This window comes from Protofrankia sp. Cr2 (assembly GCF_963555885.1).
Lineage (GTDB): Bacteria > Actinomycetota > Actinomycetes > Frankiales > Frankiaceae > Protofrankia.
The window spans coordinates 1-18857 of sequence record NZ_CAUVXG010000013.1 but is presented as its reverse complement, the minus strand read 5'-3'; the positions used below and the strand labels follow the sequence as shown (position 1 = coordinate 18857).

Here is an 18857-nt window from a genome sequence, read left to right as displayed (position 1 = left end):
CCAGCCGGCCGCTCGCCGTCGGGCGCGGCAAGCACCGAGACCGTCACTCCGGCGGACAGACCCGTGCCTTCGACCGCCTCTGCCATCACCCCGCAGAACAGTGCACCACCAGCAGCGGCGTCGCTGGCCGCAGTGCGCAGTATGCGAGAGATCGTCGCGCACTTTTCGGCGAGTTCGGGGACTCCGCGCGTGCGCTCACGGACCAACGCGTCGATGGATGCCCGGCGGGTCACCGGATTCAGGTCGATCTCGAACCAGGTGTCCGGAATCGTGATCGAGAACCCGACGGTTGCCGGCCCGTTGGCTGCGGTGTATTTACTCAGGTCTCTGCCACCCCCTCATCCGTGGGCTGTGACGCCCGGTTCAGGTTGGTGGCCAGGTCGGTGTCGACCTGGCGCAGTGCCCGAGCGGAGTCCGACGCCATCGTTGCCAGCTTGTTCGCGTTGTCATCGATCTTCTTGCGCCCGTCACTCCAGTCGTGTTCGAAGTCGCCGAGTGCGTTCTCGATCTCGACCGAGCCCAGCTGGCCCCGATAGTGCTCGAGCGTCGAACGGGTCGCGTTCATCGTCGATCGGATCGATTCCAGCTTGCGCGCGAGGGAGTCCAGACCCGGAAGATCGACCGACAGACGGTCAGCAGTCATCGAAACCCACCTCCGTTGTGTGGATGCCTGTACACACGAATCCCCATGGCCTGCGGCCACGGTGGAGCCCGGCCCGTCCTTCGGCCTGCCAGCCCCCCGTCGGCCTGCTAGCCCTGCTTCCGGAGCGAGTTCGCGAGCTGGGTGTCGGCGGTACGGAATGCCTCCGCGGCCTTCGTGAGGTACTCGGCCATACCGTCCAGGCCGCTCAGCGTGTTGGTGACACCGGTGTTGAATCTGTCGTAGGAGTCCCGGAACTGCACGCTCGACTGGTCGGTGACGTAGCCGCCGGCGACTAGTGCGTTGACCGCCTTCTTCAAGGCGTTCAGCTGTGCCTCGATGTCGGTCTTACCGTTGCGGAGTCTGGTACTTGCGTTGTCCATCTCGGTGTAGGTGACGTTGAGGTTGGGCATCGTCTCCGGCCTCTTTCAGGTAGATGGGCTGTTGCTGGCTAACGGGCGGGTGCGGGGCGGGGATGCCGGGTGCATCAGTCACTGCGCGTCAAGCCGTCCGTTCAGGGGCTGTCCGGTGGTCATCGCATCGCGATCGATGCCCCATTTCTGCCAGGAGTGGCACATCAAGTACTTTCCGTGTCAGAGTGTCGAGATACGACTCTCCGCGAGATAGGTACATATCGTGCTACATCCATATACCGACGAATCCACTCCGTAGCAGGATCACTGCTGCAAGCGTCTCACAGAGTGCATCCTATTGATACGGTTACATACGTTTTTGTATGAATCTACTGTTTTGCCCCGTCTGTCTACGCTGCGACAAGGAGGCCCGGTGTCCACTCCGACAGTAGATCGACATGTCGGTCGGCGACTATCCGGCGCCTCAGCCAGGCTCGGGCGCCGAGCGCCCGCACCGGGCCGCGCAGGCCGGCCCAGGTACAGCGCGCCCGACAACGACGTCCAGCGATGACGAACGTGTCCACAGCGACGTCATTTATCCACAGTCCGGGCGAAACCCTGGTCGGCCCGAACCCGGGGGGAAGACTATGGGCGCCGTGACGCCGTCCCGCCGCGACCATGCCGGACCATCCGGCCGCCGGCATGCACGGCCGGCCGCGCGGGCTGCTCACCCGCTCGTCCCGCGGCGGGCACGGCTACGCGCCGTCAGGGCGTTCACTCTCCTCAATGTGATCATCCTTGGCGTGCCAGCCATGCTCGTGCTACTGGTCGGTTTGCCGATTCCCGGGGCGTGGGCTCCGGCCTGGGCGCCTGCGAACACGATCGACCAGGCAACCCTGATGATGATTCTGTCGGGCGTGGTGTGGCTGGCGTGGGCGCACTTCGTCATATGCGTGATCACCGAGTGGCGGTCCGGCCGGCGCGGCTCTGGCCACCCGCCGCGGATCCCACTCGGCGGCAGCCCGCAGACGCTGGCGCACCGTCTCGTCGCCGCCACCCTGCTGTTCTCCGGGACCGCCATCCTCCTCACACCAGCCGCGGCCGCGCCAGGGCTGCATTCCGCCGCCACAGCTTCGGCTGTTCGGCCCGAGCCTGGTGGCACGGTCGGTGAACGCCAGTTCGGGGATGGCGCCATGGGGACGGCCACGAACGTCCATGCCACGGTCGTGGCTGCCGCGGGTGCCGCCATGCCCTTGCGGCGGGTCGCCGGGTCCGCCCTGCTGGCCGCGGGAGTGGTGGTGGCCCTGGCCGGGCGGCGGCCGAGGGCCGGAGTGGATGATCCAATCGAGAACATCGAGACCGCCCTCCGCCTTGCCGCAGATGTCGGGGCAGCCCGGTTTGTCGACCAGGCGCTGCGGGTACTCTCCGCGGAGCTGACCGAGGCCGGGCGCACCCTGCCGTCGGTGTACGCGGCGACGCTCACCGACTCCACGTTGCTGCTTCACATCGCGCCAGCCGAAGCCGACGAGCCGCCAGCACCATGGCGGGTTGGCGAGACGCCGGGCCACTGGCTGATCGACCGGGTCGCCGACACACCCGATGGCCTGCCCGCCGGTGTCGGTGCCGGGATTCCGGCAAGCACGCCCGCCCCGTACCCGGGCCTCGCCACGGTCGGCACAGATGACCACGGCTCCCAGATTCTCGTGGACGTCGAGGGTGCCCCGGGAATCATCAGCCTGGGCGGGGATGTGACTGTGGCCCGCGAGGTGGCCGTGTCCATCGCGGTGGAACTCGCCACGAACCTGTGGTCTGATGAGCTGCACGTCTACATGATCGGATTTCCTGACGACCCCACACCGATCGCCCCGAACCGGTTGCGGACAGGTACCAACCTCGGCGAGATTCTGAACGAACTGACCGATCGTGCGTCACGGCGCGCCACCGCGGCCGGCGACGAGAACGATCCGGACACTACCTTGGGCGCTGCGCTGCGAGGCCGGCAGGCCGCGCGGACCCAAGCGCTGTGGGCGCCGGACCTGCTGGTGCTGGCTGCGCCTCCGTCCGACGACGAGGTCACGCGGCTGTCGGTCCTCGCCGCAGGACGCACCCGGGGCATCGGTGTGATCACGGTGGGCGACACAAGCGCTGCCCGTTGGCGGTTCACGGCCAGCACCGACGGGACGCTGTCCCTCGGTGTCCTCGGATTCGACGTCAAAGCTCTGACCCTGGCAGTGGACGAGTACACGGCCATCATTGAGATGTTCCGGGGGACCGACGCGGATCCAACGGTCGCTGCGCTGACTCCTGTTCCTGTTCCTGTTCCGGGAGGAGTCCCGGAGCCCGTCCCGTGGGTTCCCGACATTCCGCCGCGGGTGAGGCCGCCGGTCGCAGACCCGCCGGCCGCGTCGCTTCGAGCGCCCGACCGTCGCAGACATCCGCCGGTACCACCTCTCCCAGCACTACCTGCCCCGCCGCCGCCACCGTCACGCGCACCGCTGACGGCCCCACGGCCCATGCCTGCGCTGCCCCCGCTGCCCCCGGGTGAGCGGCCTGTACCGCCGAACACGTCACATCCGCTCGGTGTCCGGTCCCCGGGGTCCGCGGGGTCCCAGACGATCCCGACCGGAGGGCTGCCAGCGCTCCCGCCGCCGCGTTCCTTCCCGGTCCGGGCAGCGCCCGCCGCACACGCTGAGCCTCCCCCTATGGTGCTGCCGGCTATCGTCGTGCCAGCCCTCTCCCCGAGGGAGGCTGCGGCCCGACGCCCACCGCCGGTGCCTCCCCCCGGCGAGGAGCGGCCAGTCGACACGTACAGTCAGGCGCCGCGGCCGGAACAGCTGGTCGAGCCAGTCCAGGCTCTCGAGCACCAGCCACACCACGTCCAGGCACAGCGACCCCATCTACCGCCACCGGGTGAGCGGCCGGCCCCCCCTGCTCCCTTCGGAGAGGGATCCCCGCCCGAGGAATTCCCGCGCGAGATGCTCCCGCCCGAGATGCTCCCGCGCGAAGAATTACCGCGCGAAGAATTACCGCGCGAAGAAGCTCCGGAGCGCGCGGCAGAAGCGCCACCGCTGGTGACCGTGGACCTGTACCGACCCAATGACGCCGAGATTCGCGTTCTGGGGGCCGTCACCGTCGACGCTCCCGGTCCGTTGGAGCCCGAGCGCAGGGACCTGTTGACCGAATTGGTCGTCTATCTCGCCCTGCATCGCAATGGGATATCCACCAGTGACCTCAGTACGGCGATCTGGCCACACGGAGCGTCCGGCGATGCGGTGACGGCTGCTCTCGACGATGCCCGCGCCTGGCTCGGGCCAGCCAGCGGCGGTGGTCCGCGCATCCGCGCCGGCGACGACGGATGCTGGCGGCTCACAGACGATGTCCGGTGTGACTGGGACCTGTTCGTCGCCTACGTCCACCGGTCCGGGCGGGCGGATGCCAACACCGATACCAACACCGATGCCGACACCGATGCCGAAGAGGACCTCATCACCGCGTTACGGTTAGTCACCGGGCCGTTGTGGACGAACCTACCCGATCACCGCTACGACTGGCTGGCCTCGAGCCCGATCAGAACGTCCATAGCGACCACAGTTGTGGATGTTGCCCACCGGCTTGCCCTGCTGACGCTCGGCTATGGCGATACCGTGACCGCCGTGGCGGCATGCCGGACCGGCCTGCGCGCCGTACCGACGGCCGAGGTCCTGTGGCGCGACCTGTTGCGTACGGTTGCCGCCCGGCGCGACCGCAAGGCGCTGGAAGCCGTGATCGGCGAGACATACCGGATGATCGCGCCACCGCGAAGCGGTCTGAAGGTTCAGACCGAGACAGCGGCGCTGGTGCGGGAACTGCTGTCGGGATTGCGTCGCCGACAGCCGGAACGCCACCGATAGCCGGAGCGGGTCCGTGGGTCCGCGCGGGCCGGTGTGCCACGACTGCCAAGGCCGCCAAGGCCGCCAAGGCTCACAGCCGGTCAGCCGTACAGGGTCAGCCGTACGGCCCGTTGACCCGGTACGGCGGGGGGCCGGAAGGCGGCGGTTGCCACGGCCCCGGCATCGGCAGCAGTGGGCCGCGGGAACGGGCGCCGAGCAGCGCAAGTACCGCGATCGCAGCGAACGCGGCGAGATGGACATCCGGCAGGTTCAGGGTAGTTCCGCCAAGAGGCGCAAAAATACGCGACGACAACGGGATCTTGAACGACGGCACCTTGAGCCGCAGGAGGGCCACCGCAACGGTGACCCTCGCTGCGAACAGGAAGAAACGGTCCGACCGGCGATCGCAGAGCAGGCCGAGTGCCACCAGCCCGATCACCACGGCAAAGCTGTCCACCATATAAATCATGAGTTCCGGCTGGTACATCTCGAGTACGCAGACACCGGCCGCCACCGCCGCGATGAAAAATGTCGCGCCTCCGGACGGCGCCAGCAGACTGGCAAGAAGCAGCATCCCCCCGATGACAAGCGTCCCGATCAGACTCCGCTGGTCGGAAAGGACATAGGCCTTCCAAAGGGGATAAGCCGGGGTGAACAGAACGACGCCCAGCCCGACTGTCAACGCGACAAAAGCCGTCCAGCGCCCGGAGCTCCAGCCAGCCGTCCAGCCTCGCCAGGCAAGAACGACGGCCATGGCAGCCGCAGCACCTATCATGATCATCCACCAGCCTGCATGGCGTGGCTGATGAATGACCTCACGGGTCCAACCGAGTTCCGCCAGCGACATCACAGAGAGGCCGACGACGCAGCCGCCCGCGAAGTCACGCCCACTACCCCACCGGTTTGCGGCCACCAGAGCGATGAGCGCCACCGGCAATGCCAGGAACGCGATCCCGAATTCGTCGAAAACATCCCACACATCCGCGTTCCGGTAAAGTCCGGGCGCCCGCAGCGCCGATGGAATCAGCGTCAGGACAGCTGCCACCAGCAGAACGCCCAGGACCGGCGTCGCCATCGGCACGGAGCGGCCGAACCAGCCCTGTTGAGGTGGGCCCGGGGGGTCGAGAATGCCGCGAACGTCGGTCGCGGCCGGCGGCGCAGCCCGGGATGCGGTTGGCAATGGCGGCTGCGCCGTCCGCAGCTCCTCCTGGGCGGGCCGTTGCCAGTCCGACGGGGACGGCGCGGGCGGAAATCCAGTATCCGGGGGTCCGGGATAACCCCCCGCCCCTGGTGGCGGTGGGGTCTGCCAGCCCGACCACGGACCTTCCCGGCGGGTGGCGGAGGGTTGCGGCGGCCCGTACGGGTTTGCCGGCGGTGGGGCATCGCCACCCCGGACGAGACGGGTGGCGATCTGCTCGGATTCGGTTATGCCGTGTATGTGGTGGCCGGTGAGACCGGTCACCACATCGGCTGCGGTGGGGCGCTCGGCGGGCGCCTTGGCCAGCGCCCTGGAGATCACCATGGCAACCGGACCCGGAATGCCGGCAAGATCGGGAGGACCGCCGAGGACCCTGGCCATCGACGCGGTCGGGGTCTCGGCGGCGAAGGGATGCCGGCCGGTCGCGGCGTACGCGACGCAGGTAGCCCAGGCGAAGATGTCGGCGGCGGGTCCGGCACGCTCGCCGGAAAGCTGCTCGGGTGCCATCCACGCGATGGTTCCGATGCTGAAGCCGGTTTTCGTGTTCACCGTGGCGTCGGACAACCGGGCGATACCGAAGTCGATGACCTTCGGCCCGTCCCATGCCATGATGATGTTCCCGGGTTTGAGGTCGCGGTGCACCACGCCGGCGGCATGGATGACGACCAGTGCCTCCGCCAGACCGACGGCGAGGCTCATCAGCGCGTTGCCGTCCAGGCGGCCACGTCGGCGCACGGCGTCGGCCAGGCTCACCCCGTCCACGTATGCGGTTGCCATCCATGGACTGGGAGCGTCGACATCGGCGTCGAGGACTTCGGCCACGAAGGTGCCGCGAACCCGCCGGGCGGCCGTGACCTCCTGCCGAAAACGCGCGCGGAACTCGGGATCCGCGGCGACGTTGCGGTGCGGGACCTTGATTGCCACCGGCTTGTCATCCGGAGCGAAACCCTGGTAGACGACCCCCATCCCGCCTTCGCCGAGACGGCCGTGCAGGCGGTACGGACCAATCGAACGCGGATCGTCAGCACCAAGCGGCGCGAGCATCCGGTCCCCTCTCGCCGACCCCGATCACGTGCGGAGATTACCCGACCGCACAGGCCCCACCCGCATCCCGGTCATAAACCCGTCGGAAACCTGGCCAGCACCCGTCGGATCGCCGTATGATCCGGAGGCTCGCGATCCGAGCGCCCGCGATCTTCCGGACAGGGCGGTGGTTGCCGATGGCTGCCTGGCTGCCATCGAGCCGTCCCGGCTGCCGCCACGCTGATACCCATTCGGAGATCACACGCCGGTGCTGTAGTCTTGCCCAGTCGGTCCGCTAGGGTGGTCCGGCAGGCGCTCGTAGCTCAACGGATAGAGCACTTGACTACGGATCAAGAGGTTGGGGGTTCGAGTCCCTCCGAGCGCACGCTGGTTGAGGCAGGTCAGAGCCCCGCAGCCGATCACACGGCGCGGGGCTCTGGCTTTTTTGATCTCCAGTACTGCAATTAGTACTGCAATTGGAAACGATCAACCCTCGGACGCCACGCCGCCACCCGCGCCATCGTCACTTTCCGTAACATCCGGCCGGGTCGGTGGAGCCAGCCGGCCGAGGATGCCATCCATGCTCGCGGCCGTCCCGCGCCGGACGTCTTCGAGGACATCGATGTAGATGTCAGCCGTTGTCGCGATACGGGTGTGCCGGAGCAACGCCCGGATCTCGTTGAGATCCACCCCCGCGCGGAAAAGCAGCGTGGCCGAGGTATGTCTCAGGTCGTGAACGCGCGTTCGGTGAACGTCCGCATCCTCACAGACCTTGTCCCACCAACGGTTGACGTTCCGCGGCTGGATCCCCCGTCCGCTGGACGTGGTGAACACGAGCCCGTCATCATGCCATTCCAGTGCCGCCGCTTTCGCCGCGTCCTGCCGGTTCTTATGCTCCCGGAGCACCACGACGACCATTTCCGGTAGCGCGAGGGTCGCCTTCGACCCCTTGGTCTTCAGGTCGTCGTCCTCGACGAGCTCCCACCGCTTGCGGCCGGTGTCCGGATCGACCCCGACCAGGCGCCGCCGCTGCTTACGGCGAATCTCCACGGTGCCCGCGTCCAGGTCGATCACGTCCCAGCGCAGCCCGAGAGCCTCCCCCTTCCGCAGGCCCAGCGCCAACATGACCATCCACAGCGCGGCAAGGCGATCGACGAGCGCCACCGCCAGGACCCGGCCCGCGTCCGCATCCGACAACGCCCGCACCGGCGCATCGTCCTTGCGGGGAGGCTGGACCAGCTCCGCGACGTTACGCACCAACAGTTCCTCCCGGACCGCGTCCTTCAACGCCAGCCGCAGAATTGTCACCAGATAGCGGACGCTGCGCGCCGACAGCGGTTTGATCGGCTTCGGGTCGGGTGTCGCAACCCGCTTCGCCGGGCCTGGTTTGCGCCCGGTTCGCCGCTTCGGCCGGTCCGTATCAGCGGTCGGCTGCTGCGCTGCTTTCTCCGCGGCCTTGCGTGCCTTCTCCTCTTCCCGCCGTTGGCGAGCGGCAAGACCGGCCGCGGACGGTTCGGTGAGCTTCGCGGTCATCCACTGCCGGACGTGCGCTGTCGAGAGCTTGCGTAGCTCGTGTCGGCCCAGCACCGGGATGATGTGCAGCCGCGTCAACAGTTCATACGATTCGGCGCTTGACTCCGCGAGCGTGCCCGCCACCACCCGGGACGCCAGGACCACCGTCACCCACTGGTCGAGGTACTCCCCCACCGTCATCCGGGTGGACACCACCGGCACGCCGTCATCGATCGCCCGCCGTACCTTCTTGATCTCGTCGAGAACGGCATCTCTCGTCGCGCCGTACACGGTCTTGCGGGTGCCGTCGGGCATGCTGACCTGACCGGCCCAACCGTTGCGGTACCGGTAGGCCGACCCCTCGTTGTTCCCCCGTCGGCTCCCCTTCCCCGCGGCCATCACGCCACATCCAGCGGATTACCGTCGGGCCAGGCAACCCGGTCACACCACGGGCAGCCATACCGGCTGTCTCCCATGTCGCAGGCGAATTCCTCCTGACCGGTCGCGTCCGCAATCCAGCGGCCCTGACCACGGCCGGCCCGGTCGAGATGCTCATGCAGGGCTGCGACCACGGACACCGTCCGCGGCCCGTCATCGGGTCCGGATTCAGGCAGCATGAAAGATCACTCCTTGCCGAAAGAAGAAAAGAACGGGAGGAACCGCCAGAAAAGGCGGCCGGATCACATCTGGCGATCCGGTAGGTCCCGGTCCTCTGGGCGTGGAAGGGTCTGTCGGGAAACCGGCCGCATCCAGGGCGCTACCGCGTCACTACGTGATCGGCTACGCCGACCCTGGACCCGTCCGGCCCCCCGACAGATAGGGCGCCTACCAGAGGAACGGAAAAGAAATGGGGTAGAAGCGAAGAACCGCGGGGTTCAGCGCATCGCCGGAATGGCCGGCGGGTGGCCGAGCCCTGTTGGCAGCAGCGCCGGGGCACCGGGGATCGCCCGGAAAATCAGGACGACGTCGACGTCACCGAGAGCCTCAGTGAACACCGCGTCCACCGGCATCGTCCCGAGCGCCGAGGTCAGATCGAACGGATCAGCGCCCGGTCGGACGGTCACTTCCCAGTCGCCGGAGTGGGACTGCCGAACAGTCACGAACCGCGGTTGGCCGGACGGGGTGCGCCACGGGCCATGGCCAGGCGGAATGATAGGCGTCACGGTCTGCGCTCCTTGCATCAGAAGGGGTGCGGATCCAGGTCCCGTCGCGGAGGGTGAGAGCTCCCGGCGGGACCGCCATACTTAGCAGTCGCTAAGTCCTGTTGAGTGTCTATGGCGGCTTAGCGACTGTCAAGTACGCTTCGGGAATGGTGCGGGAACGACTCATGGGCACAGCGGAGATCGCCGCACGTCTCAGCGTGAGCCGCGTCCGGGTCCACCAGATCGTCACCACCGACCCGTCGTTCCCCGAACCACTCGACGAGATCAAAGCCGGGAAGATCTGGCGAGCCGACGACGTGGAACGCTGGATTGCCGAACACCGCCCGCCCCGCGACCCGACCACCTGACGACTCACGCCGCATCCTCGCGTTCGAACCCGCGGAGCCGATCGACGTAGGCGACGAGCGCCGCCCGCGGGATCCGCCGCGACCGGTCGATCAACACCGAGTCGATCAGGCCCGCCTTCATCAACTGATAGAGCTTCGCGCGACTCACCCGCAGTTCGGCCGCCGCTTCGGCCGGAGTGAGAAGGAGCTTGCTCACGGTTCCTCCGTCGTCATCAGGTCGAGGATTCAGGCCGCACGGGGCATGCCCGGGTCGGTTGCCGAAACCGGGTGGGGATCACCGCGAGCCGCACGGGCCGCGTCCAGCTGGGCGCGCCAGCGATGCCGATCCGCGACCGCCCGCAACAGCAGGTGTTCCCGGCGGGGTGTCGCCGGATCACCGGGGTGGAGCAGCTGCCAGACCACCCGGTCGGGCGCGACGCCCTGGCCGCCATCGCCGGTGTCGGTGTGGCCGAGGACCGCGAGCTGTTCCCGGATCCACGTCTTGCGATCTTCCTTGTGATCGGCAAGGCTCTTGCCCGACCATTTGCGGGAGACCAGCACGCGGCGTCCGCCGAAGCCGAGGGTCTCCCGGCGGTGGACCTTGCCCTTGCACCGCCCCGGCACCAGCCCGGCCCGCGGATTCTTCGGCTGGACGCCGTAAAGCAGCCAGTTGGAGCAGCCCGACGAACACGGTTCGTACCGCAGCGCGTCGGCGAGCCGATCGACGTGCGCCCGCTGCGCGTCGGTGGCGATGGCGTGGCAGGTGTCCAACGACTTGGTCAGGTACTTGCACAGGTAGCCGATCAACCGGCCGGTGTTGCGGTTGGTCGCGGTCACCCCGTCGGCGCGAACCTGGACGCCGAACCGGACGACGTGGGTAGGTTCGGTATCGTCGCCGATCGCGTCCAGCGCCTCATCCCAGGTCGGGAGCGGTTCGTGTGCGTCGGGATCGACGTAGCTGTCCGTTTCCTCATCCCAGGCGGGCAGACGATCCACGCCGTAGACCGGCCGGTCACAGGCTGGCCACCACACCTGGTGATAGGTCGCCGCCGCGACCTGGCGAAGCAGGACCCGCGGGATCGTGCCGCGCATCGCCGCATGCAGATGGGGCGCCAAGCGCCGTTGCGGTTCCAGGCAGGCGAAGTACTGAATGTCCCAGCCGACTGCCCGGCGCATGTTCTGCCAGAACCGGTCGACGAGTTTGGGAAAGTGGATCGCGTCGCGGGCCGCCCGCCGATAGTCATACGACACCGGGTCCACCGGGGTGCCCTCCGACGTGACCCGGCCGTAGCTGTCGCAGGTGAGCGTGAGGAACATCGACGGCCGCCACACCGTCCCGGCGGGTGACGTGAAGGTCCGCCCGACGGTGCGCCGATCCACCGGCAGCCGGGGCAGGTCCGGGGCATCCTGCCGCCGTTTCGTCGACCGGGTCCGCCGTGGCCGGTCGCGACTGTCCGGCGCGGTCTTGCCGCGCACGCCGAGATCGTTCAACGCCGTGTCCACCTGTGAGATCAGATCGTCGACTTCGCCGATCTGATCCACATCGTGGCCGGTCACGGCGTCGGTGCGGACCGCTTCGAGATCCGCCCGGAGCTGGACCAGCGTCTTCGCGTCATCGCCGGGCGGGTCGGGGTCGGGGAGCGGTTCGTCATCGAGATGCCAGCCGGCCTTGCACTGCGCCATCCGGAGCTTGCGGGCACGTTCCGCGCACGGCGGGCACTTGGATGCCAGGGTGGCCCCGCACGCCACCGGGATGATCTCAGTTTCGCCGGTGACCACGTCCACGCGGCGCATCGCCAACGGCCGGATACACACCCCGTTCTCCGCCGCGACTGCCTCCAGGACATGACGGGCCAGTGGTTGGCGCAGGCGGGCGGCCCGGCTACCCGGCGCCGGCGGGGTGCTCACCTCGGTCATGCCGCCCGTCCCTCCTGTCCGTGGTCGTGGTCGTGGTCCTGGCCGTCGTCGTCTGTCTCGGGGTGAGGGTGGTCGGGGTGGTCGGGTGGCGGTTCCCGGCAGCCACACACCCGCCACCGCCCCGCCGGTATCTGACAGCCCTCATCCGCCCAGTGCGCAACCCACAGATGCCGGCACCAGCCGCAGACCGGCAGCGGATACACCGGCGCGAATTCCTCCGGTCCAGTCACGCGGCCCAGCCGTCCACATCCGGTGTCCACCCGTCCGGACCGTCGCCGACCAGATCCAGCAGCTCGGCGACCGCCGGCACCGGATACCGACGGGCCATCCGGGCAATCTCGGCATCGTCAACCCAGGCCGCCCGCACCCGCACCGGGTCCGCCTGCCCGTCCAGGAGCACATAGCCGACCCCCGGCATGTCTTCCGGAATCTCATCGGCCCGTGCCCCGCGGTCGCGGGCACCGTCCCCGAGCACGAGATCAACCTGGTCAGCTTCGGTCATCCGCAGCGCGACCCGGACCGGGAACAGATCCCGGAACGGCAGCACCTCTTTGCGGGGATCCTGCACCGCACCGATCACCACCACGCCCGGTGCGCGACCCTGGGAGAGCAGCAGCGGCAGCGACGCCGACAGCCGCCGCTTCAGCTCCCGGTCGGTGACATAGGAGGTCAGCGAGGCGATCTCATCCACGATCACCACGATCAGCGGCTCATCCGTCGTCGGAGTGTGCAGCCGGCTGACCCCACGCAGCCGCGCCGCCCGCTTGCGCATGACGGTGACCGCATCGTCGAGGAGATCGGCGATGCTCTCGGTGTCGGTCGCGAACCGGGAAAACATCGCCTGCCCAAAGGCCAGTTCCATCCCGCCCTTGGGGTCGGCTACCCACAGTTCGACCAGGCCGGCACGCACCGCCGGACCAAGTCCGCGGATCGTTGCCCACACCGCCGCGCTCTTCCCCGACCCGGTCGCCCCGGCGATCAGGACATGGGCGCCGTGGACCGGCAGCCGCCACAGTTCGCCGTCCTCACGGCGGCCGATCGGAATCCCGGACAGGTCCACCGGACCGTCGTCCCCGCCGTCCCAGTCCCCGTCCGCGTCCGCGTCGGGACCGTCCAGATCGGCGGGTGGGACGGGCACGGCGAGGGGATCACGGCGGGCGAAGTCCACCCAGATGAACCCCACCCGATCGGACCGGATCCGACAGGACCGGGCCCGGAAGGCGTGGCGGAGCGCGTCGGCCTGCTCCGCCCACTGGTCGGGGGTCTGGCCGTAGAGCAGTTCGATCCGGAGCTGGTCGCCCCACCGATCGGAGCGGATTGTCCGGATGCGAGGGAAGGTTTCGGCGAAGGAGACCCGGTCGCCGTTGGACACCGGAATCCGAATCGCCAACCCGGTGTGGACCATGACCGGGCGCCAGCGCCACCGGTAGATGACCAGCAGCCGCAGCCGTCCCCACATCCAGCGGGCCAGCCTGTCGAACGATCGGCGATGCACCAGCCGCCACACCACACCGACCGCGACCAGGGCGACGAGCAGCAGGCCGAGCCCGAGCAGGCCGAACCGCTGGCGGACCACCGCCACCGCGAACACCACGGCCACCGCCACCGGATGCCGGACGAGAAACACGACCACATGGGCGCCTATCCGGCCGGCAAGCCCCAGTAGGACCGCCCACAGCGGTACGTCGATTTTCGGATGCCTGGTCGGTACCTCGGGAAACGGCCGGGAGCCGTTGATTCTGGCCATGACAGATCACACCCACCCAGCATTAGAAGAATCGAGAATCAGCGGTCCGGAACCGGCGAAGAACAGCGCTCGAAAGCCGCCACCGTCCTGGCACCCGCGAGGAGAAGAACCAGACTCAGGCCGCTACCGCAGCCCCGTTATCAGTGTCATCGGCCGTGCGGTCCAGGAGGAGCCGTTCACATTCGATCAGATAGTCGTTGGCGGCTTTCACCAGCGCATACGCGAAATCAACATGGTCGGCGGTCACCGTGCCGCCCATCGCGGAGACCGACAGGCCGCCGCCGGGGGTGTCCAGCGAGAGGATCGGCCGCTCGTCCGGGTAGGTGTGGCAGCGCACCGACCACTCCGACCCGACGTGCACGCCCACATGCCAACCTGACCGGACCGGCACCCGCTCGCCATCCATGCCCGTGGTGCTGGTCGGCGCGGTCATGCCGCCGCCCGCCCCGAGCCCGTACGCACCGGCCGCATCCCCTTCGCCCGCAACGCCAGCCCCTGCTTCGGGGTGGCGCCGAACCTGTTCACCCACGGCATGACCGTCAACCCGTCGAACTCCACCGGCCGCAACGCCGTACCCGCCAACGGCTCCGGGGGCACCGGCTGAACCGGCGCGGGAATCTTCACCTTGACTTCCGCCGACCCCGCCCGCGCGTTCGGGTCCGCGTCCATCACCCGCACCGCCCACAGCAGCTCACCGGTTTCCTTGTCCCGCTCCTGCGCATCCGGGACGCCCGCCTTCGACTTCTCAAAGTCGTTCGCCGCTTCCACCCCGAGCACGAACGCCCCGTGGGGAAACACATCCCCGAACGCCACCGGAATCCACCGCGGTACCGCCATCGCCGCCTGCCTCTCGTCGTCTCGCCGGATTGTCGGAGATGACCGCCCGGCCCGTCGAGATACACACTGCATCGCTCGCCGACAGCTACTCAACCCGTATACAGGCCATGTATACGTCCTTGGTATGACGGCCATACCAAGCCGGTCTGACCGACTATCCAGAGCCGACTTGCTCATACGGTCCTGGTATGGACGCGCACATCAGTCGAAATTCTGCTTGCTTGGGCGCTAATATGCGGGCCATGACTGACCGCAATACCCATCGGGTCTATACCGCCCGCCGACCCGTCGACGGCGAGGACTGGGCCGCCGTGGCGGTAGCACTCAACGAACGAATGGCAGCCCGCCGCATCGGTCAGCAACAGCTCGCCGAGGCGTCGGGAGTGTCGGTGTCCACGGTCCGCCTGGTGCAGCACGGCACGGGCCGCCGTTTCCAGAACAAGACGTTGACCGCACTGGCCCGCGCTCTCGACTGGCCCGACGACCATCTGATCAGAGTTCTACTCGCCGGCCACCCGCCCACCGAACCCGCCACCCCGGACGATCCGGTCATCGTGACACTGCGCCGGATCGAAGAACGCCTCGAAGAGCTCAGCCGCCGTCTCGTGACCGTCGAGCAGCTCGTCACCGCCGGGCGGAACCCCGAGCCGCATAACTGCGAGCCCCGCGCACGATAGAAGGGGCCGGCACCCGGACGGACGACAGATCGTCCACCTGGGCACCAGCCCCTGTCTGCGCCGGCCCCTGACCGCCGACCGCTGATCAGCGCGGGCCGAACGGCAGCCTCTCGGGCATCGCCGGACCCGTCCCCACGCCGTCTACCGGCCGGAACACGAGCGTCACCTCAACATCACCGAAAGCTTCCGCGAACCCCACCCCGTCCGGGAGCGCCGCCCACGCCCGCATGACGTCCACCGGGCGCGCGTCCGGATAGATCGTAATCATGCAGTCTGCGCGGTCGAGGGTGACCGGTGCATGCGCACCGGTGGTCTCAGCCACCGGCCCGCCGCGTCGAGCGCGCCAACGCCGCACCCAGCAGCATCCGACCCGCCGCCGGCGCCGTGGAGTGATCCACGAAGAAGAACAACGGGCACACCTGATAGTCGTGCCAGCCGCTTTCCACCGCGAACAGTTCCGCCGACCCGGGCGAGTCAAACGTGATCGTCGTATCGCGGACCCGCCGTTCGTCCCCCGGCTCGAAGCGCACCACGCCGTAGAGCACGGACATCGATCCATCCCCGCCGTCAGCCACCGTGTCTACCCTGGTCACCGGCCGCACCGTCCCATCCTGTCGTCAGCATGCCTTTCGGACGCCAGCCCGGCCCCGCGGACACCGCGCTCAACGCGGAACCGGACTGGTTGGACAACAGGCTCACCGACCCGCGGACCGCACCGAAACGCCAAGTCCGTATACGCCGCCCGACTCCCCCGACCAGCCGTGTTCCACCAGGCGAACGGTCGACAAGCGGTACACGAGCGCGCGACTCGGGCGAAGGTCCCATACCAACCTGGTATGAACGCGCTACTGTCAGCATGCCGCCCTGCACACCGCTGACCGGCGGACCATCGGACGCACCCGAGAAGGCACGATGCCGCCAACCACCAGCCCTTACACGGTCTCCCGGCAGGTACTCGACCGGGACGACATGCGCACGGCGCTGAACGCCCGCGACTTCGGCACCATCTTCCGGCTGTTGAAGAAGTACGACGGCGCCAGTCAGGACCGCATCGCCTCTCCGATCGAAGGGCTCACCCAGAGCCGCGTCAGCCGGATCATGCGCGATCAGGAACACATCATGTCCATCGACCTGATCGAACGCATCGCCGACGCCCTGCGCATCCCCGGCGAGCTTCTCCGCCTGGCCCCGCGCCCATGGGAGAGCACAGGCCCCACACCCGCGCCACCCTCGCCGGACGCCCGCGCAGAGATCCCCACGCCGACCCCGCCAGCCGCCCGACCGGCCCCCGAACACCCGGCATCCACGCCAGGCGACTACGCCGCGCGGGAACGGTCCCTGTCCGTCACGATCGACATCGCCGCCGACGGCTCCGCCCAGGTCACCTACACCTACGAACTGGTGAACATCGGCACGTTACCGATCACCCGTCTCGTCCGCGAGCTGTGGTTCAAACACACCACCGGCATCCTCACGATCAAGCCAGCCGCCGCATCCGACCGCAACGTCATCATCCAGCGGATCCACGACACCATCACGATGTCCAAGTTCGCCTGCCAGATCTTCCCCGCAGTCCAGCCCGGCGAATCTGCGATCATCGCCTACACCTGCGACGGCGGACGGTTCCTCGACGAGCTCTACTGGCGGCAAGGCTTCACCCGCCCCACCGACCGGTACTCACTCACCGTCCGCCACCGCGGCACACGGCAACTGCTGAGCTGCACCGCCGTGGAGGAACACGCCGACGGCTCCGAGGTCTCCGCCACCGACGGACTCACCTGGACATACGACGAGACCGCCATCGTCCTCGAGTTGACCCGCGCCAACCTGGCACCGAACCACGCCGTGACGCTCCGATGGGACGCCGATCGTGACCTTGCGTGATGACATCGAAACGGCGCTACGGGCCTGGGACGCCTACGAACGCCAGCGAGGCTGCCCCGCGGTCATCGACTACGACTGCGCCCCCACCGACGTCGAGATCCCACCGGTCGCCGACCGCATCGACGCGCATGCCCGGTTCACCGACCTGGAACGCCGCGCACACGCCGAGGACCAGCCGCACCTAGCCGACCGTGTCGGCGCACACCTGGCCTACCTGCGTGCGCTACTCGGGGAACACCAACCATTGGATGCCTATGTCCAGGCCACCCAGGGATGCACGGCGGCCGGATGGACCGACGACTACATCACCGCCTGCCGCGACCGGGCGATATCGGCCATCGGGGCATGCGGGGTCACCTGGGGCCCGGATACCGCCGCTCACCTCGACGAGGCCGAAGGCCCCGTGCCCAGCGACGATGTCCCCGATCTGATCCGCGCAGCGGCAACGGAGATTGAACCGACAGTCCGCCGCCTCACCGGCGCGACCGCCGACTACGACCTGACCATTGAACGCGTCGACCTCGACGTGTATTGGGCCTATTGGCTCGATGGAGCCGGATCGAAGGTTCGACTCCGCCTCAACCAACGCAACGCCCGGTTCACCGCGGTACGGCTACGCCAGTTCGCGCAACACGAAATCCTCGGCCACGCCCTCCAGGCCGCCAACTGGTCGGCCAACTGCACCCGCAACGACGTCCCGTGGGTACGCCTGACCTCCGTACACGCCCAACAACAGGTCCTCATGGAAGGACTCGCCCAGGCCCTACCCCTGTTCACCGCACCCGATGACGAACCACTGACCACCCGGATACGCGTCGATCATTACCTTCAGCTCGTCCGCGCCGAACTACACCGCGCCATCAACACCGGAACATCCGTCGCCGACTGTGTCGACCACGCCCGTGACCGGGTGCCGTTCTGGAAAGACAGCACCATCGCCGACGCCCTCACCGACCGCGGCGCAGACCCACTCCTACGCTCCTACCTCTGGTCCTACCCCGCGGGCATCGACTGGTTCGTCGCCCTTGCCGACACTGCCGGCCCCGAGATCTCGGGAACTATCCTTCGCACTGCCTACCAACGGCCGCTTACCCCGGCGGATCTCGCCCAACTCTGGCCATCCGGCCCACGCATCGGCGGACCCGGCACCCCCGATACGCCATAAGCCGGGCACTGCCGAATTACTCGGTTTTAGATCAAGGGTGCGGCGCGTGCCTGCGCCGCGCGACCGCCTGCGCGCGGCCTGGCGGCCGTGCTCGCCGGGCGCGTCGCTGGCCCGCCACCGCGCACAACCCAGAGCGGGAATGGCAAGGAGGCCAGGCATCCCAGGACCTGTAGGCATGCCGGTCAGAGCGACCGCCGCCGGATAGGCGAATCCACGCCGTACCGAGCGGCACGGATTCGCGATGCTGGTTCTGTTTTGCGGTCAGGTTCACCGAGTAGCCGAGCGCGTTCCGGGATGCACAGCCATGCGACCACCGGAGACCAGCACCGGGCACGCCAGGGCATACGAAAAACGAGTAGAGGCACGCCATCTGGCAGCAGGGAGACAGTCCCCGGTCGCTTCGCTCCCCGGACAGCCCGACCCCTCACCCGCCATGATGAAACCGTCTGCGGTTACCGACAGCACAGTCAATCTTGATCAAGTGATGAAAAACCGTCACAGCTATCCGTCAAGATCAGAAAGATTGCGTCGGATCAGGACGACTGA

Annotated in this window: 18 protein-coding genes, 1 tRNA gene and 1 pseudogene; 6 read left to right on the top strand and 14 right to left on the bottom strand. The window is 68.1% G+C overall.

Features of this window, described 5'->3' with window-relative positions:
- The 3 genes and pseudogenes from U9978_RS08740 to U9978_RS08730 all read right to left on the bottom strand — a co-directional run.
- A pseudogene (locus U9978_RS08740) lies at nt 1-233 on the bottom strand (hypothetical protein); the annotation flags it as partial.
- Nucleotides 234-319: 86 nt separating this feature from the next.
- Nucleotides 320-643 (bottom strand): hypothetical protein, encoded by a 324-nt coding sequence (locus U9978_RS08735; protein ID WP_322760566.1) that lies wholly within the window; start codon nt 641-643, stop codon nt 320-322.
- A gap of 107 nt (nt 644-750) precedes the next feature.
- Nucleotides 751-1053: a WXG100 family type VII secretion target gene (locus U9978_RS08730; protein ID WP_322760565.1), complete on the bottom strand. Its 303-nt coding sequence runs from the start codon at nt 1051-1053 to the stop codon at nt 751-753.
- A 587-nt stretch (nt 1054-1640) separates the two neighbouring features.
- Here U9978_RS08730 and U9978_RS08725 point away from each other — a divergent pair.
- Nucleotides 1641-4883, top strand: coding sequence for a bacterial transcriptional activator domain-containing protein (locus tag U9978_RS08725; RefSeq protein ID WP_322760564.1), 3243 nt, complete (start codon nt 1641-1643; stop codon nt 4881-4883).
- 94 nt (nt 4884-4977) lie between these two features.
- Here the strand turns inward: U9978_RS08725 and U9978_RS08720 are convergent, their stop codons facing one another.
- Nucleotides 4978-7104, bottom strand: coding sequence for a serine/threonine-protein kinase (locus tag U9978_RS08720; RefSeq protein WP_322760563.1), 2127 nt, complete (start codon nt 7102-7104; stop codon nt 4978-4980).
- A 291-nt stretch (nt 7105-7395) separates the two neighbouring features.
- Between U9978_RS08720 and U9978_RS08715 the strand changes: the two genes are divergently transcribed.
- A tRNA-Arg gene (locus tag U9978_RS08715) sits at nt 7396-7468 on the top strand.
- A gap of 101 nt (nt 7469-7569) precedes the next feature.
- Here the strand turns inward: U9978_RS08715 and U9978_RS08710 are convergent.
- The 3 genes from U9978_RS08710 to U9978_RS08700 all read right to left on the bottom strand — a co-directional run bounded on the left by U9978_RS08710 (nt 7570) and on the right by U9978_RS08700 (nt 9758).
- Nucleotides 7570-8994, bottom strand: coding sequence for a tyrosine-type recombinase/integrase (locus U9978_RS08710; protein WP_322760562.1), 1425 nt, complete (start codon nt 8992-8994; stop codon nt 7570-7572).
- Nucleotides 8994-9212 (bottom strand): hypothetical protein, encoded by a 219-nt coding sequence (locus tag U9978_RS08705; protein WP_322760561.1) that lies wholly within the window; start codon nt 9210-9212, stop codon nt 8994-8996. Before U9978_RS08705 ends, U9978_RS08710 begins: the two co-directional genes overlap by 1 nt.
- A 258-nt stretch (nt 9213-9470) precedes the next feature.
- A complete protein-coding gene (locus U9978_RS08700) occupies nt 9471-9758 on the bottom strand; it encodes a hypothetical protein (protein ID WP_322760560.1) in 288 nt (95 codons plus the stop codon).
- Nucleotides 9759-9922: 164 nt separating this feature from the next.
- Between U9978_RS08700 and U9978_RS08695 the strand changes: the two genes are divergently transcribed.
- Nucleotides 9923-10105, top strand: a complete 183-nt coding sequence (locus U9978_RS08695; protein WP_322760559.1) for a DNA-binding protein — start codon at nt 9923-9925, stop codon at nt 10103-10105.
- Nucleotides 10106-10109: 4 nt separating this feature from the next.
- Here U9978_RS08695 and U9978_RS08690 read toward each other — a convergent pair whose 3' ends face one another.
- The 5 genes from U9978_RS08690 to U9978_RS08670 form a co-directional block, all read right to left on the bottom strand.
- Entirely contained in the window at nt 10110-10301 is a 192-nt protein-coding gene (locus tag U9978_RS08690; RefSeq protein ID WP_322749087.1) for a helix-turn-helix domain-containing protein, read from the bottom strand.
- Nucleotides 10302-10330: 29 nt separating this feature from the next.
- Complete coding sequence (locus tag U9978_RS08685; RefSeq protein ID WP_322760558.1) at nt 10331-12001, bottom strand: replication initiator; 1671 nt, start codon at nt 11999-12001, stop codon at nt 10331-10333.
- Nucleotides 12002-12227: 226 nt separating this feature from the next.
- Nucleotides 12228-13748 carry an FtsK/SpoIIIE domain-containing protein gene (locus U9978_RS08680; RefSeq protein WP_322760557.1) on the bottom strand — a complete coding sequence of 507 codons (1521 nt, stop codon included), beginning with the start codon at nt 13746-13748 and terminating at the stop codon, nt 12228-12230.
- A gap of 115 nt (nt 13749-13863) precedes the next feature.
- Nucleotides 13864-14181 (bottom strand): hypothetical protein, encoded by a 318-nt coding sequence (locus U9978_RS08675; protein WP_322760556.1) that lies wholly within the window; start codon nt 14179-14181, stop codon nt 13864-13866.
- Nucleotides 14178-14585, bottom strand: a complete 408-nt coding sequence (locus U9978_RS08670) for a plasmid replication, integration and excision activator (protein ID WP_322760555.1) — start codon at nt 14583-14585, stop codon at nt 14178-14180. The genes U9978_RS08675 and U9978_RS08670 overlap by 4 nt, the downstream gene beginning before the upstream one ends.
- A gap of 242 nt (nt 14586-14827) precedes the next feature.
- Here U9978_RS08670 and U9978_RS08665 point away from each other — a divergent pair, with 242 nt between their 5' ends.
- Complete coding sequence (locus tag U9978_RS08665; RefSeq protein ID WP_322760554.1) at nt 14828-15262, top strand: helix-turn-helix transcriptional regulator; 435 nt, start codon at nt 14828-14830, stop codon at nt 15260-15262.
- Between the two features lie 85 nt (nt 15263-15347).
- Here U9978_RS08665 and U9978_RS08660 read toward each other — a convergent pair whose 3' ends face one another.
- Nucleotides 15348-15584 carry a hypothetical protein gene (locus tag U9978_RS08660; protein WP_322760553.1) on the bottom strand — a complete coding sequence of 79 codons (237 nt, stop codon included), beginning with the start codon at nt 15582-15584 and terminating at the stop codon, nt 15348-15350.
- Complete coding sequence (locus U9978_RS08655) at nt 15577-15855, bottom strand: hypothetical protein (RefSeq protein WP_322760552.1); 279 nt, start codon at nt 15853-15855, stop codon at nt 15577-15579. Before U9978_RS08655 ends, U9978_RS08660 begins: the two co-directional genes overlap by 8 nt.
- A 319-nt stretch (nt 15856-16174) precedes the next feature.
- On the opposite strand from U9978_RS08655, the gene U9978_RS08650 reads away from it, so the two are divergent.
- Nucleotides 16175-17146 carry a helix-turn-helix domain-containing protein gene (locus U9978_RS08650; protein WP_322760551.1) on the top strand — a complete coding sequence of 324 codons (972 nt, stop codon included), beginning with the start codon at nt 16175-16177 and terminating at the stop codon, nt 17144-17146.
- Entirely contained in the window at nt 17133-18311 is a 1179-nt protein-coding gene (locus U9978_RS08645; RefSeq protein WP_322760550.1) for a hypothetical protein, read from the top strand. Before U9978_RS08650 ends, U9978_RS08645 begins: the two co-directional genes overlap by 14 nt.
- Nucleotides 18312-18857: the final 546 nt, after the last annotated feature.

Bases quoted from the DNA above. Each gene is read 5' to 3' on its own strand.
- U9978_RS08735 (WP_322760566.1), bottom strand. From the start codon at position 643: ATGACTGCTGACCGTCTGTCGGTCGATCTTCCGGGTCTGGACTCCCTC.
- U9978_RS08730 (WP_322760565.1), bottom strand. From the start codon at position 1,053: ATGCCCAACCTCAACGTCACCTACACCGAGATGGACAACGCAAGTACC.
- U9978_RS08725 (WP_322760564.1), top strand. From the start codon at position 1,641: ATGGGCGCCGTGACGCCGTCCCGCCGCGACCATGCCGGACCATCCGGC.
- U9978_RS08720 (WP_322760563.1), bottom strand. From the start codon at position 7,104: ATGCTCGCGCCGCTTGGTGCTGACGATCCGCGTTCGATTGGTCCGTAC.
- U9978_RS08710 (WP_322760562.1), bottom strand. From the start codon at position 8,994: ATGGCCGCGGGGAAGGGGAGCCGACGGGGGAACAACGAGGGGTCGGCC.
- U9978_RS08705 (WP_322760561.1), bottom strand. From the start codon at position 9,212: ATGCTGCCTGAATCCGGACCCGATGACGGGCCGCGGACGGTGTCCGTG.
- U9978_RS08695 (WP_322760559.1), top strand. From the start codon at position 9,923: ATGGGCACAGCGGAGATCGCCGCACGTCTCAGCGTGAGCCGCGTCCGG.
- U9978_RS08685 (WP_322760558.1), bottom strand. From the start codon at position 12,001: ATGACCGAGGTGAGCACCCCGCCGGCGCCGGGTAGCCGGGCCGCCCGC.
- U9978_RS08680 (WP_322760557.1), bottom strand. From the start codon at position 13,748: ATGGCCAGAATCAACGGCTCCCGGCCGTTTCCCGAGGTACCGACCAGG.
- U9978_RS08675 (WP_322760556.1), bottom strand. From the start codon at position 14,181: ATGACCGCGCCGACCAGCACCACGGGCATGGATGGCGAGCGGGTGCCG.
- U9978_RS08670 (WP_322760555.1), bottom strand. From the start codon at position 14,585: ATGGCGGTACCGCGGTGGATTCCGGTGGCGTTCGGGGATGTGTTTCCC.
- U9978_RS08665 (WP_322760554.1), top strand. From the start codon at position 14,828: ATGACTGACCGCAATACCCATCGGGTCTATACCGCCCGCCGACCCGTC.
- U9978_RS08650 (WP_322760551.1), top strand. From the start codon at position 16,175: ATGCCGCCAACCACCAGCCCTTACACGGTCTCCCGGCAGGTACTCGAC.